At 65.7% G+C, this 23,329-nt stretch carries 23 protein-coding genes and 1 riboswitch; of the genes, 4 read left to right on the top strand and 19 right to left on the bottom strand.

Going from position 1 to position 23,329, the window contains the following annotated elements:
• Window positions 1-2 precede the first annotated feature (2 nt).
• The 5 genes from ACSFA3_RS17720 to ACSFA3_RS17700 form a co-directional block, all read right to left on the bottom strand.
• Window positions 3-1,211 carry an ABC transporter substrate-binding protein gene (locus ACSFA3_RS17720; protein WP_435506793.1) on the bottom strand — a complete coding sequence of 403 codons (1,209 nt, stop codon included), beginning with the start codon at window positions 1,209-1,211 and terminating at the stop codon, window positions 3-5.
• Between the two features lie 57 nt (window positions 1,212-1,268).
• The gene (locus ACSFA3_RS17715; RefSeq protein ID WP_435506792.1) at window positions 1,269-1,853 is read right to left on the bottom strand and encodes an amino acid synthesis family protein; all 585 of its coding nucleotides are present in this window, start codon (window positions 1,851-1,853) and stop codon (window positions 1,269-1,271) included.
• A 136-nt stretch (window positions 1,854-1,989) separates the two neighbouring features.
• Entirely contained in the window at window positions 1,990-2,631 is a 642-nt protein-coding gene (locus ACSFA3_RS17710) for an amino acid synthesis family protein (RefSeq protein ID WP_435506791.1), read from the bottom strand.
• Complete coding sequence (locus tag ACSFA3_RS17705; RefSeq protein WP_435506790.1) at window positions 2,628-3,557, bottom strand: UPF0280 family protein; 930 nt, start codon at window positions 3,555-3,557, stop codon at window positions 2,628-2,630. The genes ACSFA3_RS17710 and ACSFA3_RS17705 overlap by 4 nt, the downstream gene beginning before the upstream one ends.
• A gap of 13 nt (window positions 3,558-3,570) precedes the next feature.
• A complete protein-coding gene (locus ACSFA3_RS17700; protein WP_435506789.1) occupies window positions 3,571-5,148 on the bottom strand; it encodes a 6-hydroxynicotinate reductase in 1,578 nt (525 codons plus the stop codon).
• 246 nt (window positions 5,149-5,394) lie between these two features.
• On the opposite strand from ACSFA3_RS17700, the gene ACSFA3_RS17695 reads away from it, so the two are divergent.
• From ACSFA3_RS17695 to ACSFA3_RS17685, 3 genes are read left to right on the top strand one after another with little or no spacing between them, the layout of a single operon-like run.
• Window positions 5,395-6,168, top strand: coding sequence for a ferredoxin--NADP reductase (locus ACSFA3_RS17695; RefSeq protein ID WP_435506788.1), 774 nt, complete (start codon window positions 5,395-5,397; stop codon window positions 6,166-6,168).
• Window positions 6,169-6,178: 10 nt separating this feature from the next.
• The gene (locus ACSFA3_RS17690) at window positions 6,179-6,934 is read left to right on the top strand and encodes a TetR/AcrR family transcriptional regulator (protein WP_435506931.1); all 756 of its coding nucleotides are present in this window, start codon (window positions 6,179-6,181) and stop codon (window positions 6,932-6,934) included.
• Complete coding sequence (locus tag ACSFA3_RS17685; protein WP_435506787.1) at window positions 6,880-8,079, top strand: amidohydrolase family protein; 1,200 nt, start codon at window positions 6,880-6,882, stop codon at window positions 8,077-8,079. The genes ACSFA3_RS17690 and ACSFA3_RS17685 overlap by 55 nt, the downstream gene beginning before the upstream one ends.
• On the opposite strand, the gene ACSFA3_RS17680 is transcribed toward ACSFA3_RS17685, so the two are convergent.
• The 4 genes from ACSFA3_RS17680 to ACSFA3_RS17665 all read right to left on the bottom strand — a co-directional run bounded on the left by ACSFA3_RS17680 (window position 8,076) and on the right by ACSFA3_RS17665 (window position 12,844).
• Entirely contained in the window at window positions 8,076-8,426 is a 351-nt protein-coding gene (locus ACSFA3_RS17680; RefSeq protein ID WP_435506786.1) for a hypothetical protein, read from the bottom strand. The genes ACSFA3_RS17685 and ACSFA3_RS17680 overlap by 4 nt on opposite strands.
• Before the next feature lie 6 nt (window positions 8,427-8,432).
• On the bottom strand, window positions 8,433-9,347 hold the full coding sequence (locus ACSFA3_RS17675) for a zinc ribbon domain-containing protein (protein WP_435506785.1): 915 nt from the start codon (window positions 9,345-9,347) through the stop codon (window positions 8,433-8,435).
• A 101-nt stretch (window positions 9,348-9,448) separates the two neighbouring features.
• Window positions 9,449-12,235, bottom strand: a complete 2,787-nt coding sequence (gene metH / locus ACSFA3_RS17670; protein ID WP_435506784.1) for a methionine synthase — start codon at window positions 12,233-12,235, stop codon at window positions 9,449-9,451.
• A 23-nt stretch (window positions 12,236-12,258) separates the two neighbouring features.
• A riboswitch (S-adenosyl-L-homocysteine riboswitch) is annotated at window positions 12,259-12,357 on the bottom strand.
• Between the two features lie 355 nt (window positions 12,358-12,712).
• Entirely contained in the window at window positions 12,713-12,844 is a 132-nt protein-coding gene (locus ACSFA3_RS17665; RefSeq protein WP_435506783.1) for a hypothetical protein, read from the bottom strand.
• Between the two features lie 39 nt (window positions 12,845-12,883).
• Between ACSFA3_RS17665 and ACSFA3_RS17660 the strand changes: the two genes are divergently transcribed.
• Window positions 12,884-13,132 carry a hypothetical protein gene (locus tag ACSFA3_RS17660; RefSeq protein ID WP_435506782.1) on the top strand — a complete coding sequence of 83 codons (249 nt, stop codon included), beginning with the start codon at window positions 12,884-12,886 and terminating at the stop codon, window positions 13,130-13,132.
• 30 nt (window positions 13,133-13,162) lie between these two features.
• On the opposite strand, the gene ACSFA3_RS17655 is transcribed toward ACSFA3_RS17660, so the two are convergent.
• Genes ACSFA3_RS17655 through ACSFA3_RS17610 form a run of 10 tightly spaced genes read right to left on the bottom strand, consistent with a single transcriptional unit; the run spans window position 13,163 to window position 23,249 of the window.
• Window positions 13,163-13,588, bottom strand: coding sequence for a DUF3830 family protein (locus ACSFA3_RS17655; RefSeq protein WP_435506781.1), 426 nt, complete (start codon window positions 13,586-13,588; stop codon window positions 13,163-13,165).
• A 34-nt stretch (window positions 13,589-13,622) separates the two neighbouring features.
• Entirely contained in the window at window positions 13,623-15,134 is a 1,512-nt protein-coding gene (locus ACSFA3_RS17650) for an amidohydrolase family protein (RefSeq protein WP_435506780.1), read from the bottom strand.
• Window positions 15,131-16,177: an ABC transporter substrate-binding protein gene (locus tag ACSFA3_RS17645; RefSeq protein ID WP_435506779.1), complete on the bottom strand. Its 1,047-nt coding sequence runs from the start codon at window positions 16,175-16,177 to the stop codon at window positions 15,131-15,133. Before ACSFA3_RS17645 ends, ACSFA3_RS17650 begins: the two co-directional genes overlap by 4 nt.
• Window positions 16,178-16,196: 19 nt before the next feature.
• Entirely contained in the window at window positions 16,197-16,979 is a 783-nt protein-coding gene (locus tag ACSFA3_RS17640) for an ABC transporter permease (protein ID WP_435506778.1), read from the bottom strand.
• Complete coding sequence (locus ACSFA3_RS17635; protein ID WP_435506777.1) at window positions 16,976-17,854, bottom strand: ABC transporter ATP-binding protein; 879 nt, start codon at window positions 17,852-17,854, stop codon at window positions 16,976-16,978. The genes ACSFA3_RS17640 and ACSFA3_RS17635 overlap by 4 nt, the downstream gene beginning before the upstream one ends.
• 18 nt (window positions 17,855-17,872) lie before the next feature.
• Window positions 17,873-19,009 (bottom strand): cyanuric acid amidohydrolase, encoded by a 1,137-nt coding sequence (atzD, locus tag ACSFA3_RS17630; protein ID WP_435506776.1) that lies wholly within the window; start codon window positions 19,007-19,009, stop codon window positions 17,873-17,875.
• The gene (locus tag ACSFA3_RS17625; protein WP_435506775.1) at window positions 19,006-20,466 is read right to left on the bottom strand and encodes a dihydroorotase; all 1,461 of its coding nucleotides are present in this window, start codon (window positions 20,464-20,466) and stop codon (window positions 19,006-19,008) included. Before ACSFA3_RS17625 ends, atzD begins: the two co-directional genes overlap by 4 nt.
• 28 nt (window positions 20,467-20,494) lie before the next feature.
• On the bottom strand, window positions 20,495-21,286 hold the full coding sequence (locus ACSFA3_RS17620) for an SDR family NAD(P)-dependent oxidoreductase (protein ID WP_435506774.1): 792 nt from the start codon (window positions 21,284-21,286) through the stop codon (window positions 20,495-20,497).
• Between the two features lie 22 nt (window positions 21,287-21,308).
• A complete protein-coding gene (locus tag ACSFA3_RS17615) occupies window positions 21,309-22,340 on the bottom strand; it encodes an ABC transporter substrate-binding protein (protein ID WP_435506773.1) in 1,032 nt (343 codons plus the stop codon).
• A gap of 3 nt (window positions 22,341-22,343) precedes the next feature.
• A complete protein-coding gene (locus tag ACSFA3_RS17610) occupies window positions 22,344-23,249 on the bottom strand; it encodes a cysteine hydrolase family protein (protein WP_435506772.1) in 906 nt (301 codons plus the stop codon).
• Window positions 23,250-23,329 lie beyond the last annotated feature (80 nt).

Genomic DNA, 23,329 nt, shown 5'->3' with positions numbered 1-23,329 from the left:
TCTCAGTCCTTCGCGCGGGACTTGGCTACGTCCGCAGCCGGCGGCTGGAACTTCGCGCCGTCGAAGTACGTGTAGTCGACCATCACGCCGCGGCCGTTGTCGTTCTTCGTCTTGCCGACGAAGGCGCCCATCGTCGACTGATGGTCTTCGGCACGGTAGGTGATGCGGCCGAACGGGGTGTCGACCTGCAGGCCCTTGAACGCAGCGGCCAGCTTCGCGCTGTCGGTGCTCTTCGCCTTGGCAATACCCGCCGCTGCCGACTTAATCATCGAATAGCCGACGACCGAGCCAAGGCGCGGATAGTCCTTGTACTTGCCTTGGTACGCGAGGAAGAACGCCTTGTGCTCTGGCGTCTGCACGCCATACCACGGGTAGCCGGTGACGATCCAGCCGTTAGGCGTTTCGTCCTTGAGCGGGTCGAGATATTCGGGCTCGCCGGTCAGTACGCTCACGACCGCGCGGTCCTTGAACAGGCCGCGCGTGTTCCCTTCGCGCACGAACTTCGACAGGTCGGCGCCGAACAGCACGTTGAAGATCGCGTCCGGCTTGGCATCGGCCAGTGCCTGCGCGACGCTGCCTGCATCGACCTTGCCCAACGGCGGTGCCTGCTCGGCTACGAATTCGACATCCGGCTGCGCAGCCTTCAGCAGCGTCTTGAATGCAGCGACGGCCGACTGTCCGTATTCGTAGTTGGGATACACCACCGCCCAGCGCTTAGCCTTCAGCTTGACGGCTTCGGGTACCAGCATCGCTGCCTGCATGTAAGTGCCCGGACGCAGCCGGAAGGTGTAGGCGTTGCCGCCCTGCCAGGTGAGCTTGTCGGTCAGCGGTTCGCCGGCCAGGAAGAAGAATTTCTTCTGCTTGGCGAAGTCGGCCACGGCCAGGCCGGTGTTCGACAGGAAAGTGCCGGTCAGCACGTCGATCTTCTCGCGCGACACCAGCTCCTCGGCCACGCGCACCGCATCGCCGGGATTGGCGTTGTCGTCGCGCGTGATGAGCTCGATCTTCCTGCCGTCAATGCCGCCCTTGGCATTGATCTCCTCGACCGCCAGCTCCATGCCTTTCTTGTACGGTTCGAGGAAGGCGGGCTGGGCCTTGTAGCTGTTGATCTCGCCGATCTTGATCGTGCTGCCCTGTGCATGCGCAGGGGCGATCGCAACTGCGAGCGAAGCGACTGCTGCGGCGGTGAAGACGTGACGCATTGGATTCATCGACAAACTCCTTGAAACTGCAAAAATTGAATGGGGGAGATCAGGAGACGCGCGTGCTCAGCGCAGCCCGTCTTCGCCCTTGATTTCTTCGTGGCGAAGACCGCCGATGCGCGGCAGCGGACGTCCGCTGTCGGTCACCGCAACCGCGACCACGATCTCGTTGGCACGCGGCGCATCGGAAACCCGCGCTTCCATCGCATCGAAATGGCTGCGGACGAAAGCAGCGTCCTTGTGACCGAGCGGCACGTCGATGGCGGTGCCGAGCGTGCCGCGCTTCTTGGCCGAAGGCACCAGCGCGGCGCCCTTCTCGACCGCAGCACGCAACGGCGCACCCAGCTTCGGATGCAGGATCGCTGCCGCATGCTCCAGCTCGCCGTTCTCGCCGACGATGGCGGCCTTGCCGTAGCTCTGCGCATCGGCGGGCGCGATGCCGAGCGCGGCGACGGCCTTCTGGCCGAGCAGCGCGCCGAGCTCTTCGCCGATGGCGATCAGCTCGTCGAGGTTCTCGCTGTAGCGGCCTGCGTACGGGTTCTCGATCACGGCGATGGCGACGGCGCGACGCGTCGGCGGATCGATGGTCCGGCCCATCTCCTTGCGGACCTCGTCGACCTGCACGATCAGTTTGCGAATGTTGGCGGTCACTGGCTTACCCCCAGTCTTCGCGCACTTCGTGTCGCTTCGCCAACCCCCTTGCAGGGGGCAACACCAGCGGCCCGGCAAAGCCAGTTCCACGGTGTTTTTGGATTAATCCTGCGCATGTCGTTTGATGTATCGGTATTCATCGGAGTCCATCCCACTTTGAAATGTTTTCAGCGAGCAAACCGCCGACGCGCGCATGCACGCGGTAGCCGGTGCTCATCGCGAGGATGAAGACGATCTCGTCGGCGGCGGGTGCGCCGGGCACGCGCACCTCGATGGCGTCGAACTGGCCGCGCACATAGCTGGCGTTGATGTTGGTCAGCGGCACGTCGAGCGCGGCGCCGGGCGGGCCGACCTTCTTGGTCGACGGCACGATCGAAAGGCCGTTGCCCGGCTGGCCGGTCTTCTCCTCACCTTTGCCCTGCGTGTAGTTGCTGCGGTCGCCCTTCCAGCCGAGCAGTTCGCGCATCGCGTAGCCGCCGGGCACATGCCACAGCGCGCCGTGTTCGAGCTCGCCGGCCGCACCGACGATGGCCCCCTTGCCGTAGCTGGAGATGCGTTCGAGCGGCACGTCCATCGCCACGTGCAGGCGGCGCGCCATGTCGAGGCCGACCGGGTCGAGCAGCGCCATCATCGGCAGGATGTCCGGTTCGTAACGGCCGGCGAACGGATTGGTCAGCACCGCGCCGATGGCGCCGCGCACCAGCGGCGTCGCGGCGCGCGGACCGAATTCGTGATGGATGTGCTCCACATGCGTGAAGACGCGGCGTATGTCGATCATGTGACGTGTACCTCGGGCAGAACCCACTGCGCAGCAGTCGAGCATAAAGGGAACACAGGGGTCGGCAAAGGCTCGATCCGCCGCCATTGGCCCTGGCAGACCAGAGCCACGGCCCACACGTGGCCAGCCTTTTGCAACGCCAGTGCGCAGGCCGCGCCCGCATCGAGTGCGCTGCGCACCGTCGCGGGCGCCAACGACGGAACATCGACCGTCACCGCCAGGTCGCCGAGATCGCTGTCGTCCTTGCATTCGCTTGCCGGGCGGCGGCGGATCGCAGTGTCGTCGGCGTTCACCGCGTTGGCGATGACGGTGGCCGCGGCATCGGCCTGCGCTGCGGTCGCGGCCAGCACCGTGACGCTGTCGGCGATGCCGAGCGAAAAGCTTCTGCCCCGCCAGCCGCTGGTCGCGATACCGCGCACCGGATGCGCGGCATCGACGGTGAACTGCGCATCGGTTTCGACCGGCGCCGCACTGCCGACATCGAAGCGCGCCAGATCGGCGAAGAGACCGACGCGCGCCGACTGCCCGGGTGCGAGGTGCAGCGCGATGTCGCCGCCGTTGTTGACCCAGGCGCGGTCGATGCCGGGGCGCTCATAACTTGCGATGAGTTCCTGCGCGACTGCACCGGCGACGGCCGCCATCGGCGTGATGAACTGCGTGGCCGCGAACGGCGCGCATGCGCTCCACATGCGGCGCGCGACCGGACCACGCAACGCTGCGAACGGAGGGCCGTCGGCCACGACAGGCCGGCGCAGTATTTGCAGTTCGCCGACGAGTTCGTCGAGCAATCCTTCGAAGCGCAGCCAGGCATCGTGATGCGCTCCCGCCACCGCGTCGGCATCGCCTTCGGCCGAAATCAGCACGTCGATCGGCCCATGGCTGAAATGCCAGCGGTCGCCATCGAGCAAGGTCCGTTGCGCACGCATGATCATCGTCCGATCAACCAAGCATCGGCGGTTGACCGAGCGGCCACGGATTGGCTGCGTCGATCTGCTGCCATTGCAGCGCCAGCGGTGCGCCGTCGTCCTGCCACGCACCGCGCGCCAGTGCCTGCGCCAGCGGGAACACATGCGCGACATGACCGCCGAGCGCGGCATAGTCGTCGAGCCGCATGCTGAACTCGATCGGCGCGACGATGGCCGGTGTCGGCACGGTGCCGAAGCTGTTGTCGGGCATGCGCATGACGTCGGCCATCACCGTGATGCCGCCGCCCGGCCACACATAGGCGGGCGCGCCGCCACAGGTCACGTTGACCAGCGCGCGCTTGATGGCACGCGTGAGCAGCACCGGGTTTTCGGTGACGCCGGCGCGCAGGCTGCCGCCGGCACCGCCGAGGAACAGCACGCTGCAAAGCGACGGTTCGCAGTTCTCCCCGATGCGATCGACGATGTTGCGGACCGCGTCGGGCATCGGCTGTTCGACCGGCTGCAGCGCGTCGTCGAGCACATACCACTGCGCATGCTCGCCGGTTGTCGATGTCATCAGCAGCCGCAGGCCGGGCCGGGCGATGCCGGCTTCCCAGCTTTCGATGATCGACAGCGGATCTGCGATGTCGGTGCCGCCCCAGCCGTCGCCCGGATTCGCGACCTGGAAGTAGCGTCCCGGCGTCGACTTGCGGCCGTGCATGCGGATGCCCGACGGCGGCATGTCGAGGCAGCGCCCGGCCTGGTGCTCGGTCAGCACGCCGGTGATGTGATCGTCAACGACGACCACTTCGTCCGCCACGCCCGCGAACTGCCGCGCGAAGATGCCGACTGCTGCCGAGCCGCAACCCACGCGCATGCGCTTTTCTTCCACGCCGTTGACGATCGGCGCGCGCCCGGCCTGCACCACGAGGCTCGCGCCGCCGTCGATGGTGCATTCGACCGGCTGCTTGTTGCCGAGCTTCTGCATCAGCTCGACCGTCATGCGGCCCTCCTTCTTGCTGCCGCCGGTGAGGTGGTGCACGCCGCCGAGCGACAGCATCTGCGAGCCGTATTCGGCCGTCGTCACATGGCCGACGACTTCGCCGCGATAGCGCACGTTGGCCTGCTCGGCGCCGAGAAAGCGATCGGTGTCGATCTTCACCTTGAAGCTGCAGTAGCTGAAGATGCCTTCGGTCACCACCGTGACCATGTCGACGCCTCTTGCCTGCGAGGCGACGATGAACGGCGCGGGCTTGTAGTCGGGGTAGGTGGTCGAGGAGCCGACGCCGGTGACGAAGACTTCGTCGGCATGCAGCAGGTCGCCGCTCCAGGCCGGTGCGTCGCCGGGCTTCGCATCCAGGCCGTCACGCAGGAAAGGCACCAGCGAAGGGGCATCGGCGGCGAGTTCGCGGCGCAGCAGCACGACCGGATCGACGCGCACCAGAACGCCCGCGCGGTTGGCATAGCGGTCGCAGGCGCCGGTACGGCCGTCGGAGATCTGGCACAGGACCGGACAGGCGTTGCACTCCACTTTCGCGGCACCCATGCGATCGTTGCGCGGCGGCGGCATGTCCATGACGGGCAATCCGTCGGTTTTGGTGTGTTCGGTCATCGTGGCTCTTGTTGCTGTCGCGCCTTGCGGCACACGAGGCACGTGCAACGAACATGCCAGCGCGACGCTTGTGCGCAAATTGTCATTTGTGTAGCATCCGCTCCATGTTCATGTGGTGCCCGCTACATTCGACCGATCCACTCTAGCGATCCGGCCCGATGCTTGCATGGGTGTTTTCCCAGCGTCATGCCACGCACCGCAGGGTGCGGGACAATCTCGCATCCGTCATTTTTTCGCGAGTCATCCATGAGTGCATTCAACGAAGAGCGTGTCCTTTCCGTCCACCACTGGACCGACCGCCTGTTCACCTTCACCACCACGCGCGATCCGTCGCTTCGCTTCTCCAACGGCCACTTCACGATGATCGGCCTGAAGGTCAACGACAAGCCGCTGCTGCGCGCGTATTCGATCGCCAGCGCCAACTACGAGGAATACCTCGAATTCCTGAGCATCAAGGTCGACGACGGCCCGCTGACGTCCAAGCTTCAGCACATCCAGGTCGGCGACAGCATCATCGTGGGTCGCAAGCCCACCGGCACGCTGCTCATCGACTACACGCTGCCCGGCAAGCGCCTGTATCTGTTCGGCACCGGCACCGGCCTCGCACCGTTCATGAGCATCATCCGCGACCCGGAGACGTACGAGAAGTTCGAAAAGGTCATCCTGGTGCACGGCGTGCGCCAGATCGATGAACTGGCCTATCACGACCTGGTCACCGACCACCTGCCCAAGCACGAGATCCTGGGCGAGATGATCGCCAATCAGTTGCTCTACTACCCGACCGTGACGCGCGAAGATTTCCGCAACATGGGCCGCATCACCGAACTGGTCGAGAGCAACAAGCTCACCGACGACCTCGGCCTGCCGCCGATCAACGCCGCCGAAGACCGCGTGATGCTCTGCGGCAGCCCCGGCATGCTGGTCGACCTGAAGCACATGCTCGAAGGCAAGGGATTCAAGGAAGGCAATACCTCGACGCCCGGCGACTTCGTGGTCGAACGCGCCTTCGCCGAAAAATAACCCGCATCTGATCGTGGCAAGCCGCACCGCCGCCAAGCCCCAGCGCAAAACCGGCGTGCGCGAGGCGGCTGCGCAGGCGACGCGCGACGCGATCCTGAAGGCGGCGACCAAGGTGTTCGCGAAGTACGGGTACGACGGCGGCAGCGTCGAGAAGATCTCGCAGGCCGCGAAGTCGGTCGACCGGATGATCTATTACTACTTCGGCAGCAAGGAAGGCCTGTTCATCGCGGTGCTCGAAGGCATCTACCAGCGCATGGACGACGCCGAAGCCGCGCTCGCCATCGACACCGCGAAGCCGGTCGAAGCGCTGACGGCGGTGATCCGGTTCGTGCTCGGGTACTACCGGAAGAACCCGGAATTCGTGACGCTGCTCAACACCGAGAACCTGCACAAGGGCCGGCATATTTCCAAGTCGCTGCGGGCGCGCGAATACTCGTCGCGGGCTGTGACGATCATCGCGGATATCCTGCAAGGCGGCGCGCGACAGGGCCTGTTCCGCGAAACGCTGATCGCGCGCGATGTCTATCTGCTGATCGCGGCAACCGGTTACTTCTACACCGCCAACCGCCACACGCTGACCGCCTTTCTCGGCGAGCCGCTGGAGTCGCCGGAGGCCGTCGCGCACTGGCAGGATTTCGTGATCGAGACGGTCCTGCGCACCGTTCGCGCCGACGAAGCTGCACAAGAATCCACACCCCACGAGGACATCAAATGGCAGAAATCGCAGCCGGCGAAAAGTCGGGCAAGGTCGTCATCCGGAACATAGGCCTGCTGCTCTCGGGCGACATCGACAAGCCGATCCTGGACGCCGACACCATCGTCGTGCACGACGGCCTCATCACGGCCGTCGGGCGCTACAAGGACTGCGACACCGAGGGTGCGAAGACAGTCATCGATTGCCGGCAGACCTGCGTCGCTCCCGGCCTGATCGACAGCCACGTCCACCCGGTCTTCGGCGACTGGACGCCGCGCCAGAGCCAGCTCGGCTGGATCGACTCGACGATGAACGGCGGCGTCACGACCATGATCTCGGCCGGTGAAGTGCACCTGCCCGGCCGGCCCAAGGACATCGTCGGCCTGAAGGCGCTGGCCATCACCGCGCAACGCGCCTACGACAACTTCCGCCCCAGCGGCGTCAAGGTGCTGGCCGGCGCGCCGGTGATCGAAAAGGGCATGGTCGAGAGCGATTTCAGGGAACTGGCCGAAGCCGGCGTGAGCCTGCTGGGCGAGGTCGGCCTGGGCTCGGTCAAGGCCGGCTACGAAGCCAAGGAAATGGTGGCCTGGGCGCGAAAGTACGGCATCCAGAGCACCATCCATACCGGCGGTCCGTCGATCCCCGGATCTGGCCTGATCGACAAGGACGTGGTGCTCGAAGCCGACGCCGACATCATCGGCCACATCAACGGCGGCCACACCTCACTGCCCGAAGCGCATGTCTGCGAGCTGTGCGAGAGATCGACCCGCGCGATCGAGATCGTCCACAACGGCAACGAGAAGACCGCCATCGCCGCGGCCCGCGCCGCGATCGAACTCAAGTGTCCGCACCGCGTGATCCTCGGCACCGATGGTCCTGCCGGCTCCGGCGTGCAGCCGCTCGGCATCCTGCGGATGGTGGCCTTCATATCGGCCTTCGCGAACATCCCGCCGGAACAGGTTTTCTGCTTCGCGACCGGCAATACGGCACGCATCCGCGAACTGAACTGCGGGCTGATCGAAGTCGGTCGCGATGCCGACTTCGTCTTCATGGACCGCGCGCAGCATTCGCCTGCCGCAGGACTGCTGGAGAGCGTGGCGCTGGGAGATATTCCGGGCGTCGGGATGGTGATGATCGACGGGCTGGTGCGCTGCGGGCGCAGCAGAAATACACCGCCGGCGACGGAAGTGCCGGTGGCAACGACGGCTCGCAGCTAAGCCGCTTCCTCACCGGCCGACGTCTTCGCATACCAGCTCGCGTAGGGCGTGGAGCGTGCCATGTGGCGGTTAAGGTCGGGAGCGCCGTCCGTCCACCAGACCGCTCCGCGCTCGCCCAACGCGTGCTTCGCCGCATCGACCCGATCGCGTGCATGCCGCACTGCAACTGCATCTCCTCTTCGGCCGGCTGCGCCGACCTCCCGGCGCGCGTCCATCAGGGAATCGACCAACCGTTGTGCCTCGTCGGGCGGCAACGACGGGTTTGCCGTCCGCCACAAGCGGCCCCTGACGACGATGTAGCGCCCGTCGGGCGTGCGCAGCGGTGGTGGTGCATCAGATCGGCTCATCTCTGCTCAACGATTCGCGCCGCCCTGCCTGGAGAAGTCGTATCGCGGCCCCGGACCTTCCACGACCGGCGGCCCGAGGTCGGGCGCCGGTGTCGCGACCGATGGCGTCGGTCGGACGACTTCCATGGGCACGGTCGGCTCCGGGCCGCGCACGACGGGCGGGCCGGAATCCCGGTAGCCAGGCGACGACGTCATCGCGGGTGCGCGCGATGGCGCAACCCAGCCGCCGGTGGCTGTCGCCGCCGACGACCCGGCAGCCGGCTCCTCCGCAGCGCGGGCGGCAGAGGCGCGGTTCGCGGCGCGCGAACGCTGTCCGGCCAGCTGCTTCTCGAGCGCTTCGATGCGCCGTTGCAGGTCGTCGTCGTCTCTGGACCGTTGTTCAGGATTCGTCGGGACCGCAGTCGTCTGGGCAGAGGCCGGCACCGCCGCAGGCTGCGCGGGAATTGCTGGGAGCGCAGTTGTACCGGTCGTGCCGGTCGTACCCGTTGCGCCGGTTGCGCCTGTTGCCTGGGTTGACGGCGTGAGCGGACGCAGAGACGTTTCGGCCGGAGCAGAGACAGAAGCAGAAGCTGCTGCGGCCGCAGCCGGATCGCCGCCCTGCCCGGTCGGCAGCTGCGTCACCACCTTCACGTCCGTCAGCACATAGACGCTCCAACCGATGAAACCGATCAGCAAGATGAGGCCGCCAATGCCCAGCTTGACCCAGAAGGCAGCCGTGTTGGCATGAGCGGCAGGCAGCGGTGCGGGTCGCGAGGGAATCGCACCCGAAGCGGCGAGCCGCGATGGCGCGCTCAGGCGTGGTGCGACGATGGACGGCTCGGCACCCAGCCGGGCTGCGCAATTAGTGCAGAACCTGGCACTTTCGGGGTTGGCTGTACCGCACTCCGGACAGATGGCGGTGGTGGCGTTGACTCTGGACATATCGCCGCACTTTGCATCAAAGTGAATGCTTTCGTCGTCAGCAGGTGCGATGTTCCGGTTTCCACATGTGTCAGGGAAACTACCTACTACCGCCGGATACCCTACAGATTGGGCGCCAGCAGGCGTTCCAGCTCGCTTTCGGGCGTGCAACGCCGAGCCGACTGGTCGACCAGCTGGTCGTGCCCGATCTTGCCGACGCTGAAGTAGGTCGAATCCGGGTGCGCCAAATAGAAACCGCTCACGCTGGCGGCTGGCGTCATCGCCAGGCTCTCGGTCAGCGTCATGCCGATGTCGGCACACTGCATGACCTCGAACATCTCGCGCTTCACGCTGTGATCGGGACAGGCCGGATAACCGGGCGCCGGGCGGATGCCGCGGTATTTCTCGCCGATCATCTGGTCCATGTCGAGCGCCTCGTCGGCGGCGTAGCCCCAGAGGTCGGTTCGCGCGCGGTGATGAAGCGATTCGGCAAAAGCCTCGGCCAGCCGGTCGGCCAGCGCCTTGAACATGATGGCCGAGTAGTCGTCCAGGTCGTCGATGAAGAACTTCTCGCGCTTCTCCACGCCGAGCCCGGCCGTGACGGCGAACATGCCGATGTAGTCCTTGATGCCGCTCGCCTTCGGCGCGATGAAATCCGACAGGCAGCGGCTCGGTCGCATGACGCCGTCGATCGCCTGCTTCTCGGTCTGCTGGCGCATGCCGTACCAGGTCATCGCGACTTCGGTTCGCGTCTCGTCGGTGTAGATCTCGATGTCGTCGTCGTTGACCGTGTTCGCCGGCCAGAAACCGACGATGCCGCTCGCACTCAGCCAACGGCCTTCGATCAGGCGCTGCAGCATGCGTTTGGCGTCCGCATAGACACGCACCGCTTCGGTGCCGACGACCTCGTCTTTCAAGATCGCGGGAAACGGCCCGGCAAGGTCCCAGGTCTGGAAGAAAGGACCCCAGTCGATGTACTTCGCCAGCTCGGTCAAATCGAAGTTCCTGAACACGCGCCGGCCGATGAACTTCGGCACCGTCGGCGTGTAGGTCGACCAATCCACCGGCGTCCTGTTGGCGCGCGCCTTGGCCAGCGGCCACAGCGTCACCTGTTTCTTGTTCGCGTGCTGGTGACGCACCTTGTCGTAGTCGGCGTTGAGCTCGTCGATGTACTTGGCCGCCTGGTCCGACAGCAGCGACTGCGCCACGCTCACGCTGCGCGATGCATCGGGCACGTACACGACCGGGCCTTCGTAGTGCGGCGCGATCTTGACCGCCGTGTGCACGCGGCTGGTGGTGGCGCCGCCGATCATCAGCGGGATCTTTCGGATGCGGAAATGGTCGTCGCGCTGCATCTCGCCGGCCACGTACTGCATCTCTTCCAGGCTCGGCGTGATGAGACCACTGAGGCCGACGATGTCCGCGCCCTCGACCTTGGCGCGCGCCAAAATCTCGTGGCACGGAACCATCACGCCCATGTTCACGACCTCGAAGTTGTTGCACTGGAGCACGACGGTGACGATGTTCTTGCCGATGTCGTGCACGTCGCCCTTCACGGTGGCGATGATGATCTTGCCCTTGGTGCGCACGTCTCGCCCGGCGGCCTCGTCGCGCAGCTTCTCTTCCTCGATGTAGGGCAGCAGATGCGCCACGGCCTGCTTCATCACGCGGGCCGACTTCACCACCTGCGGCAAAAACATCTTGCCGGCGCCGAACAGGTCGCCGACCACGTTCATGCCGTCCATCAGCGGACCTTCGATGACGTGCAGCGGGCGGCCGCCCCTGGCCAGGATGCCCTGGTAGGCCTCTTCGGTGTCGTCGACGATGAACTCGGTGATGCCATGCACCAGCGCATGGCTCAGGCGGGCGCCGACCGTCACTGGCGCCTCGGGCGTGCCGCGCCAGTCGTTGCGCTTGCTCTCGTCCTTGGCGCCGCTCTTGGCTGTTTCGGCGACCTCGACCAGGCGCTCGCCCGCGTCGGGCCGGCGGTTGAGCACCACGTCCTCGACGCGCTCGCGCAGCACCGGCTCCAGGTCGTCGTACACGCCGACCATGCCGGCGTTGACGATGCCCATGTCCATGCCAGCCTTGATCGCGTGATACAGGAACACGGTGTGGATCGCTTCACGCACCGGGTCGTTGCCGCGAAAGCTGAAACTCACGTTCGACACGCCGCCCGACACCTTGGCACCGGGCAGGTTCTGCTTTATCCAGCGCGTCGCCTCGATGAAGTCGACCGCGTAGTTGTTGTGTTCCTCGATGCCGGTGGCGACCGCGAAGATGTTCGGGTCGAAGATGATGTCCTCGGCCGGAAAACCGATCTCGTCGACCAGGATGCGGTAGGCGCGCTGGCAGATCTCGACCTTGCGCTCGTACGTATCGGCCTGGCCCTTTTCGTCGAAAGCCATCACCACGGCGGCGGCGCCATAGCGGCGCAGCAGCTTGGCCTGATGGCGGAACTGGTCTTCGCCTTCCTTCATGCTGATCGAGTTGACGATGCCCTTGCCCTGGATGCAGCGCAGGCCGGCTTCGATGACCTCCCACTTCGAGCTGTCGACCATGATCGGCACCCGCGCGATGTCGGGCTCCGATGCGATCAGGTTCAGGAAGCGGACCATCGCGGCCTTGCTGTCGAGCATGGCCTCGTCCATGTTGATGTCGATCACCTGCGCGCCGTTCTCGACCTGCTGGCGGGCGACGGCCAGTGCTTCCTCGAACTGGCCATTCAGGATCATCCGCGCGAAGGCCTTGGAGCCGGTGACGTTGGTGCGCTCGCCGATGTTGACGAACAGCGTGCCCTCGCCGATCTGGACCGGTTCGAGACCGGACAACTTCATCGACGGGACATGCGCAGCCAAAGGTACGGCAGCTACGGAATTGGCTTCAAAGGATTCGGCGGAGGACGACATGGGCTCACCTGGATTCGCGGAGGGTCAGGTGAGCGTCGTTGCGGGGGAACCGGCAGGAACCGGCTCGAAACCCGAGCCTTACGGCGGGCGCTGGGCCGGCCGCTGCAACGCTCCTCGGGAGGCGCGATTTTAGGCGAATCACAACGCTCCTCCAATGGCGAGTCTCGATAGTCGATTCAGAGACCTCCTATCGGCGCGACCGAGCCGGCGGTCGAACATCGCGGTTTTGCAACTTGCAACCTTCATATGGCCAAAGTCATGAGTGACAAACGCATCGCCAGATCGAATCTCGTCTCTCCCGGCCCTCGACCAGTCAGGCACGGAAACACAGAGCGTTTGGTCGACAAAACGCCTTCTTTCAGCAGGACCGAATCGGCGCCCGCCGCTGCACCATCCCCGACACAGCGAGCGCGAGACGCAAGTTACGCGTCAGGCAAAGCCAGCTCCAGCTCCAGGAGCTTTGGGGGTTCAGGCAATTCAGGCAGTTCCGGAAGCTATGGAATGTTCCATGGCCAGCGCGGCTTTGGCAGCTCCGGGAGCTCTGCCAGCTACGACAGCTTTTTCGATCATGCCGATCACAGCGATTACAGCGACGACGAAGTCTTCCATCCGAACAACTCGATCGGCTCGAACTTGTCCGCCGCGAACTTGGCCACGTCTGGGGTGCAGTACGGACAGGGCGTGTCGGGGTTTCATTCGATGGTCATCGGCCTCGATCCCCGCGTTCGCGAACGGATGGCGCTCGGCTTGCCACTGACAGCGCGCTACATCGCTCCCTACGAAGTCAACGTACCGAACGGCCTGGTCTTCGTGAGTCCGCTGCGAGCGATCGAACCGGCCCCACTGCACGGAACCGTCGTGACGACACCAATGAATTCGGTCGACGCGTATTTCTAGTTGCGCAACCTGCCCCGCGCCGGTGGCGCCTCAGGCCAGCTCGAACACCACGTCCTGCGCGCCCTCCCACAGCACCTTCGTACCTAGCTTGCGGATGTTCTCCTTGCCTTCGACGATGGTCAGAAAGTGGTTGCCGGCCAGCTGGCCCAGCTTGCTGGCGAAGCTGCAGGCGCCGTAGGCCATGATGAGCTCGGTCTCGCTGTAGCCGCCCGGGTAGAACAGGATGTCGCCGACCGACGGGTGGCTGGTGTGGTTCTCGAAGCCGACCGGGACGCCGTCGTTCTCCAGCCTGAACTCGCCCAGCGGCACCCAGCAGCCTTCGCCGCTCCAGCGCACGTGGATGAGCTTCTGCCGGTAGGGCAACAGCGAGAGGAAGGCAGCCACGGTGAGTGGCGCATCGGGATGCGTTTCGGCGATGAAGTCGAAACCGCCGGCGGTGATCTTGAGTCGGGTCATGTCGATGTGATTCAGTGTCTGGAACAAAAGATGGTCAGTCGCAGCAGCCCCCGAAGCGGCCGTCGCGATAGAACGGCGCAAGATCGTCGGCCATCGCCTTGACGTCTTGGCGCCAGGCCGCGTGTCCCGGGTCCGCGGCCAGAGCGCTGCGCGTTCTCGCCAGCAGCTCGGCCCGCAACGCCGGCTCGTCGATGCCGAGCACGCGACCTCCGTCGACCACCGTGCGGCCGCCGGCGATCACGCGAGCAATGTACGTGCCATTGGCGCGGGCGAGCAGAAGCTGCAGCGGATCGGTATCGGCGAACAGGGCGTCGTCATCGAGCGCATCCCAGTCGAGCAGCACCAGATCGGCCGGCTCGCCCGGCGCGATACGACCGTGCGCACGCGCCTCGGCGCCCGCGACGCTGCGCGGTCCGTGACCGGCGCCAAAAGCCCAGAGCTGCCGCTTCGTCATGGTCGTGTCGAAGCCCCAGCCGCGGTGCAGCGCAAAGGCCAGGCGCATCTCGCGCAGCGCATCGTCGTCTTCGTCGAAAGCCATGCCGTCGAGCCCCATCGCGACGCGGCAACCTCGCCTGAGCATTTCCGGCAGCGGCGCGACGCCCGACTTGAGTCCCAGGTTGGAACTGGTGTTGACCGCCAGCGTCACGCCGCGTTCGGCAAGCAGCGCCAGCTCGTCCGGACGCGCCCAGGTGCAGTGCGCGAGCGTCAGGCGCGGGCTCAGCAGGCCGATGCCGTCGAGGAACCGCACGATGCCTTCGGGATGCGTCGCATCGGCCCATTCGCGCTGGTACTTCGTCTCCAGCAGGTGCATGTGGACCGGTCGGCGGGTGTCCGCCGATGCACGCGCGATGGCGCCAAGCAGCGGCGTGCTGCACCACTGCACGGCCGTCGGTCCGTACTGCACCGTGACGCGGTCTGCGTGACCTTCGTCCGCGACCATTGCGGCGACTTCGTCGACCAGCGCCAATTGCTGCGCCGGTGAAACGGATCTGGCCGACAACCGCTTCGCCACCGCATCGCGCAGGCCGGGCCGCAGCGCGGCGAGCATCGTCGCGTCGTCCGCGTAGCCGATGCCGTTGCGGTCGCGCATCGAAACCGCGAAGCCGATGCGCACACCGACGTCGCGCGCCGCATTCGCCACGGCGCGCACTTCGTCGACATAGGGCATGCCTCCCTGCACGCGCGTGTAGTGGACCATCAGGTGCGTGACGCCGTGCCGTACCGAACGGGCGAACGACGTGGCGGCGCAGAGATACGGGTCCATGCCGGGCACGACGCCGAGGAATGGCAGCCAGCTTTCCAGCGGCTGGCCGAAAGCGCCGAGCGTAGCGCTGCGGAAGGTACGCGCATGGTCGTGCGCATTGGCCAGTGCCGGCATCGCGAGCATGCGGCGACCGGGCACGGAATGGCCGAGCGCATCGACTGTGGCAATGCGCCCGTCGGATCCGATGCGGATGCGAACATCGGCACGCGCCGCGTCGTTGCCAGGGTCGGCAAGCAACCATGCGCAGTCGACGGTGGTGTCGTCCGGTACGGCGGTCGTCATTTCAGCGCGATACGCCGGTCGGCCAGCGGCGGCAGGAAGCGGCGGTCGAACACGTCGGCGGCGGTCGGTACGCGCGGCATGTCGAAGGCTTCCCTGAGCTGCAGGAACGAGCGTGCGAAGCGGGTGTCGTTGACGTCTCCAAAGCCGTTCGCCGCGACTTCGGGCGTCAGCATCACGGTCCTGAGCGTGTACATGAGGCGGCGTTTCTCCAGATCCTTGTTCAGCAGCGGTTCGCGCTTCATCAGCGCGGCGATGGCGGCGTCGGGGTCTGCCACTGTGTCGCGCACCGCCTTGTGGATCGCGCGCACCAGGCCGGCGACCGCCTGCGGGTTGTCCTTGGCGAGTTGCTGCGACACCATCACGCCGTTGCCGTAGAGTTCGACGCCGTTGTCCGCATAGTGGAACCAGCGGATGTCCCTGTCGGGGTCGAGGCCCTGCGCGACGAGGTTCATGTAGCTGGTGACCGAGAACACCGCCGCGCCGTCGACATGGTCCTTGAGCATCAGCTGCTCCTGCAGATTGGGCGCGACGTTGGTCCACCTGACTTTCGAGGCGTCGATGCCCGCACGCGCAGCCATGACCGGGAACATGCGCGCCGCAGCGCCTCCGGCCGGCGTGCCGAGCGTTCGGCCTTCGAGATCTTTCAATGTCTTTATCGGACTGCCCGCCTTGACGATCAGCGCGAACGGCGCGCGGTTGTAGAGCATGTACACCATCACCGGCGCGGCGCCCGGCTTGGCCGCGGCGTTCTGGACGATGGCGTTGACGTCGCCAAATCCGGCCTGATAGGCACCGGCCATGATCTTGGTCACCGTGGCCGACGAGCCGTCGCCCTGGTCGATGGTGACGGCGAGCTTTTCCTGCGCGAAATAGCCCTTGTCTTCCGCCAGGTAGTACCAGGCGTGGACGCCCTGGAGCTTCCAGTCGAGGACGAACCTGATCGGCGTGACGGCCTGCGCGGAGACAGGCAATGCGACGAACGACGATGCGAGCGCCGCGACGGCGAGCGCTGCGGCCCGGCGAGATATGCGGAGGTGTTTCATGGGAGCTTTCATCTGTGGGTCAACCCATTGCCATGTCGGTCTTGCGCTGCGACCAGCCGGTCACGCGCTGCTCCACCAGCGACGACAGCGCATACAGCGCGACGCCCATCGCAGCCAGCAGGAACAGGCCTGCGAACACCATCGGTACGTCGAAGTTGCCGCTGGCGATCATCATCACGGTGCCGATGCCCTTGTTGGAAGCGACCGTCTCGGCCAGCACCGTGCCGACGAACGACAGCGTGATCGCGATCTTCAGCGAAGCGAAAAGATAGGGCATGGCGCGCGGGAGGCTGACGTTCCAGAGGATGTCGCGCTTGCGGGCGCCGAGCACCCGCAGCACGTCTTCGAGCTCGGGCTCGGTGCTCGCCAGCCCGGTCGCGACGTTGACAACCACCGGGAAGATGCTGATCACCATCGAGGTCAGGATCGCCGGCACCGTGCCCGCGCCGAACCACACCACGAACAACGGCACCACCGCCACCTTGGGAATACTCGAGAAGCCGACCAGCAGCGGATAGGTCACGTCGTAGGCGAGCTTCGACGAGCCGATGCCGACGCCGATGACGATCCCCGCCAGCACGCCGAAAGCGAAGCCGAGGAAGGTCGTGTAGAGCGTCTGCAGCGCATGCGGCCACAGCAGCGGCATCTTCTCGATCAGCACGGCGGCGATCTGGCTCGGCCGCGGCAGGATGAGGTCGGAAATGCCGAAAGCGAGGCACACCACCTCCCACACAAGGAAGAAACCGACGAACGCGGCGACCGACAGCAGGCGCTGGCGCAATAGCGGGGAAAGCGAATTCATGCGGCCACCTCTTCGATTCGAGGCACGACAGCGGGCGGTGTTGCGTCGCCGTCGCGCCGCGCATCGGCGATGCGCATGCGCAGTTGCTGCACCAGCGTCGCGAATTCGGGTGCATAGCTGCTCTCCAGCGTGCGCGGCCGTGCGAAGCCGACGTCGCGCGTCTCGAGGATGCGGCCGGGCCGTGAACTCATCACGCAGATGCGGTTGGCGAGATACGCCGATTCGCGCAGATCGTGCGTCACCAGCAGCACTGTCGGGCGGCGGTCCATCCAGAGCTTCTGCATGATGTCCCACAGCTCCTCGCGCGTGAACTGGTCGAGCGCGCCGAAGGGTTCATCGAGCAGCAGCAGTTCGGGGTCGTGAATGAGCGCACGGCACAGCGATGCGCGCTGCAGCATGCCGCCCGACAGCTGCCACGGCCGCTTGTCGCCGAAGCCCTTGAGCCCGACCTGCGCGAGCAGCGCTTCCACGCGGTCGGTGTATTCGCCATGCTTCTTCCGGCGGAAATCCTGCCGGAACGGATCGACGATCTTGAGCGGGATCATCACGTTGTCGCGGATCGTGAGCCACGGCAGCATCGTCGGGTTCTGGAACGCCAGGCCGATGCGCAGGCGCGGCGACGCGGACGCATGCGCGCCTGCAGCCTGTTTCGTGCCCACCGCGCCGACCTCGCGTCCACCCGCGATGACCACGCCGGCGCTGGGTCGCAGCAGACCTGCGACCAGCTTCAGGATGGTCGACTTGCCGCAGCCGCTCGGCCCCACGAGCGCGACAAAATCGCCCTCGTCGATGCCCAGCGTGGTGTGGTCGAGCGCGATGGTGCCCGCGCCATAGCGCAGCATCACGTCGGACAATTGGATGAAGGCATTGCTCATGGGTGCTTTCGGGTGGCTTCAGGAAGCGACCGCAAGGATCGCGGCGACCGGGCCGCCGCCAGGCGGACCCTGATGTTCGGCTCCGCCCGACACATACAGCGACGTGCGGCCGACAACCGATGCGAGCACGCCGCCGACCGCTGCACGCGCATGCCGGGTGGCATTGATGTCGGAGTCGTTCAGCATGGTGTGGCGCGCGCCGCGCACGAGACCGTCCGGGCAGGCCTCGGCCTTGGCCAGCAGGTTCACCAGCCGCGCAGCGATCTCGTCGGCATCGCGCTCGGGGTCGAGCCCGAACGCGTCGCGCAGCATGCGTCGCACGCTCGCGGCGTCCACCGCGTCCTGCATCACCGTGTGCGCAATGCGGTGGTTCGAGACGCTACCGACGGCCTCGCCGAGCACGATGACGACGTTGCCTTCGAGTTCGATGCCGGCCGACACCGACGCGCGGGCCGAATACAGCGCGTGATCGCTCAGAATGGCCGCGTCGTCGATGCGCTCGAACTCGCCGAGCGCAAGCCCGACACCGAGTGCCGACGCACCGCGAGACCAGCCCATCGACGCATAGGTCTCGGTGGTGACGGTGGCGACACCGCGCCGCTGCGCATCAAGCACCTTGGACGACGTGAGCAACGGGCACTTGACCTGCACGAAATGCACATCGGCCGCGTCGTCGATGCCGGCATCGCGCATCGCGGCCTTCACCGCTTCCGCGGTGGCCTCCACCTGCGCCATGCGGCCCATCTCTTCCGGCAGGAAATCGCGCGTCTGCGACGTGCCTATGACCAAACGCTTCTCGCCGGCCGCATCGGCGGCATCGGCGGCATTGATCATTTGCCGGGTGAACACGGTGAAGTGCGGCGACAACACGCCCTCCGTGCCGCCCGACATCACCAACGCGACCCGCGCATGCACCTGCGCTGCGGTGCAGCCGAGGTGCAGCGCGAGAAGGTGGCACCAGGCGGTGGCCGCGAAGTCGCGCGTGTGGTCGTTGACGCAACCGTTGCCCTCGGTCTTGCCCATCACCGCGACGACGGTTTTCGGATCTAGCTGCCCCGCGTCGATCAGCGCCTGCACCGCCGAGAGATCGCCCGGCCCGCTGCACGGCACGCGGAAGACATCGACCTTCTGCACCTTCGAAGATGTCGCGCTCACAGCGCGTCCACCAGTGGCACGGCGTTGCGCGGAATGCCTTCGGGTACCGTCACGATGGCGCTTGCGTAATGTTCCATATTGCGCGGCTTCGGCATCGGCATCTTCTGGATGCCCTTGACCGAACGGCCCCAGCCGACAGCATCGCTCACCAGCTTGCCGTCGCGCATCACGAAGCGCCCGCGCAGCAGCGTGTGCAGCGGATAGCCCTGCACCGCGCGGCCGTTCCAGGGCGAGATCTTGCTGATGCTCTGCAGCTTGTTCTGCGACAGCGTACCGGTGCGCGACATGTCGACGAACGCGATGTCCGCATGCGCACCGGCCTCGATCACGCCCTTGGTGCCGTACAGGCCCCAAGCCTTCGCCGGTGCCACGGAACTCCATTTCACATAGTCCATGAGCGAGGCACGACCGCGGTTCACTTCGGTCAGCATCAGCGGCATCTGCGTCTCGACGCCGGGAAAGCCGCAGTCGCATTCCCAGATGCTTTCGCGCGTCTTCTCTTCGGGCGTGTGCGGTGCGTGATCGGTTGCGATCATGTCAATGGTGCCGTCCATCAGCGCGTCCCACAGCGGCTGGTTGTGGCGCGCTTCGCGAATCGGCGGGTTCACCCGCATCACGCCACCGAGTTTCAGCATGTGGTCGGTGTTGAGCAGCAGGTATTGCGGGCAGGTTTCGGCCGTGACATCGACGCCGCGGCGCTTGAATTCGCGCAGCAGGTAGAGCGAATCGGCGGCGCTGTGATGTGCGATGTGGACGCGCGCGCCGGTCCATTCGGCCAGCGTGAGCACGCGGTTGATGGCCTCTATCTCGGCCACCGCCGGACGTGCGGCAAGGTGCGCCATCGCATCGATGCGGCCGGCGTTCTGCAGGTGCTTCTGGCGACGGAACAGGATCGACGAGTTCTCCGCATGCACCACCGTGCGGATGCCGAGCGGCGCCAGGATCTCGAAGCCTTCGAGCAGCGCACCGTCCGTCGGTGCCGGCAGATTGCCGAAGGTGTTGCCGACGAAGGCCTTGAAGCTGGTGACGCCGGCTTCGAGCAGCTCTTCGAGCTTGTCGATGCTTTCGTCGCCGAGCAAACCGTGGATGCCGAAGTCGCAATAAGACGACTCGGCCGCCTTCAGCTTGATCTTCAGTGCCTCGACGGTACCGGTCGGCGGGTTGGTGTTCGGCATCTCGAACACGGTGGTGACGCCGCCGAGCGCGGCGGCGGCGGACCCGGTCTTCCACGTTTCCTTGTTCGGATAGCCGGGATCGCGGAAATGCACGTGGCTGTCGATCGCGCCGGGCAACAGGTACAAGCCGTCGGCATTCATCTCCTCGCGCGCGGGTGGCATCGTGTCGTCGTGGCCGACGACGACGATGTGCTCCCCGAAAATTGCCACCGAGGCCTGGACGATGCGGTCGGGCGACACCACGTGGGCGCCGCGGATGACGAGGTCGACTTCTTTGGTCATGAGGTTTCCTTGTTGAGTTTTCTTGCGCTCAGAGCGCTGCCCAGCCGCCGTCGACCGGGAGATCGACGCCGGTGATCTGTCTGGAGACTTCGCTCGCCATGAACAGGCAGGCGTTGGCGATGTCGGTGTCGGTTGAGACACGCTTGAGCGCATAGTCGGCGGCATGGCGCGTCATCGCTTCTTCCAGCGTGATGCCGAGCTTTTCGGCCATGTCGGCGCAGACCTTCTCGCGGAAGCGCGGACCGTCGACCATGCCCGGTGCGACGTTGTTGACGTTGATGTTGTAGGGGCCGGCCTCGAGCGCGAAGCTCTTGGTGATGCCGCGCAGGCCCCATTTCGAAGCCGAGTACGCCAGGCGCCCGGCACGGCCACGCAGGCCGAAGGTGCCGCCCACATTCACGACCTTGCCGCTGCGCCGCTCGATCATCGAAGGCAGCACGGCGTGGATGGTGTTGAAGCAGCCGGTCATGTTGAGCTGCACGATTTCATTGAACTCCTCAGCCGTGGTTTCCCAGCCGGTCTTGCCGATCGGGCCGGAGCCGCCGGCCACATTCACCAGCACGTCGATGCGGCCGAAGGCTTCGAGCGCCTTAGCCGCGAGTGCCTCGGTCTGCGCAGCAACGGTCAGGTCGCACGGCACCACGATCACGGCAGCACCGAAAGCGCGTGCTTCTGCAGCTACCGGCTCGATCGCGTCGATGTCTCGGCCGGCCAGCACCAGCTTCGCGCCTTCGCGGGCGAAGGCCAGCGTGATCGCCGCGCCCATTCCCTTCGCCGGGCCGGTAATGAGCGTCACCTTGTCGTTGAGTTGCAGGTCCATGTCGGTCTCTCTTTCCCGGTTCTCAGTTGGTGGTTTTCGACGGGCGATCGGCACGGGCCGGCAAGAAGCTGCGGTCGAAGATTTCGGCCGCCGTCGGCGTGCGCGGCAAGGCGTTGGCCTCAACGACGATGGCAATGTCCTTGGTCAGACGTGCGTCGTCGACGTCGCCCAGGCCGATGCGCGCGATCTCCGGATGACTCATGTCGTTCCTGAGCGTGGCGAGCAGCTTTTCCTTCTCGACGTCGCGCTTGAGCAGCGGCTCGCGCTTGACCGCGAAATCGACGCCCGCATCGGGGTCGGCGATCACTTCCCTGACCGCACGGTTGAGCGCCTTGACGAAGCCGGCGACCGCTTTCGGGTTCTCCTTCGCGAAGTTCTTCGAGAAGAACACGGTGTTCGAATACAGGTCCATGCCGTAGTCGCCGTAACGGATGAAACGGAGGTCTTTCGCCGGGTCGAGGCCCATGCCCTTGGCGCTGAACGTGATCGTCGTCACGTAGCCGAAGCCGGCGTCGATCTGCCCTCGCACCAGCATCTGCTCGCGCAGGTTGGGCGCCATGTTGGTGATGGTCACCTTGCCCGCATCGATCTTGGCGAGCTTCGCGAAGGCCGGAAACAGCTTCAGCGCACCATCGTTGGCCGGACCGCCGATGGTCTTGCCTTCGAGGTCCTTCGGGGTCTTGATGGCGCTGTCGCTCTTCACCACCAGCGCGAACGGTGGCGTGTTGTAGAGCATGTAGACAGCCACCGGCGCATCGGCCGGCCGCTTGGCCGCAAGGTCGACCAGCGCGTTGATGTCGCCGAAGCCGGCCTGATAGGCGCCTGCCGCGACCTTCGGAATCGACGCAGCGGAACCCTCGCCCTGATCGATGGTGACGTCGAGCCCTTCTTCCTTGAAGTAACCCTTGTCCTGCGCAAGGAAGAACCACGACTGCGGGCCTTCGTATTTCCAGTTGAGTACCAGCTTGATCGGGGTTTGCGCGGCTGCAGGTGCGGCGATGAGCGCCAGTGCGAGTCCGCAGGCGGACAGCAGGCTGGAAGGGAAAGGTTTCATGGGTCAGGACTCCTGGGGTTGAGGCGATCGAGGGGAGCAAGGGGAGCAAAGGGAAGACGGGAAAGCTGGGGAAGCCTCCAGGCTGCTCATCAGCGAAGCAGCGCTGCCGACGAAACCGTGCAGCAGCTGCACGATGTAGAGCACGCCCTTGGTCACATAGGCGGGCGACGGCGTGCTGCAGGCGTCCTGCAGCAGCACGCAGTCGTAGCCGAGGAAGTTCGCGTCCTGCAGCGTCGAGAACACGCACCGGTCGGTATTGATGCCGCAGAACAGCAGCGTCGTGATGCCCTGCTGGCGCAGCAGCGTGTCGAGTTCGTTGTCCCAGAAGCCGCTCAGACGGTGCTTGTGGACCGTGATGTCCGTCGGTGCCACGGCAAGCGCATCGATCACCTGCGCTCCCCAGCTGCCCTGCACCAGCGAGGGCCCGTGGTCGATCGGCGAATGCTCCGCATAACCCACGCCGTCGGCGCTGCGCTTGCCCTTGAACTGCACGGTCGGCGAGAGATTGGCGCGATCGGCGCGGATGCCCCAGTTGAGCCAGACCACTGCGCCGCCGCGCTTGCGCCAATTCGGCAGCAGGGCCTGCAGCACCGGTATCGGTTTGCGCGCCGCCTTGGTGCCGAGTCCCTTCTGCGCGAACCAGCCTTCGGGATGGCAGAAATCGTTCTGCATGTCGACCACGACCAAAGCGCTGCGAGCGAGATCGATTTCGACCGCCTGCGGCATGGCGTCGGCGATCAGCAGAGGCCTCGGTTCGCAGGCCATGCGCACGAAACTGACGTGCTCGTCTTGCGCTCCCTCGGCGCCGTGCAGCTGCCATGCGTTGTGCACGGCCGGACCGAACGATGCCGCGTTATCGGGCGGTTTCGGAACCAACTTGGTGTCGGCGGGGCGGCGTGGCGATGTCATGCCGGAATCCATGCACCCGCCATGCCAAACACCGCTCCGCTTCGACGCTTTATCGCGCTACTCGTGTTGCCGAAACGGCA

The organism is Variovorax glucosi, from assembly GCF_051216695.1.
In the GTDB taxonomy this organism is placed as follows: Bacteria; Pseudomonadota; Gammaproteobacteria; order Burkholderiales; family Burkholderiaceae_C; genus Variovorax.
This window is presented reverse-complemented; position numbering and strand designations above follow the sequence as displayed.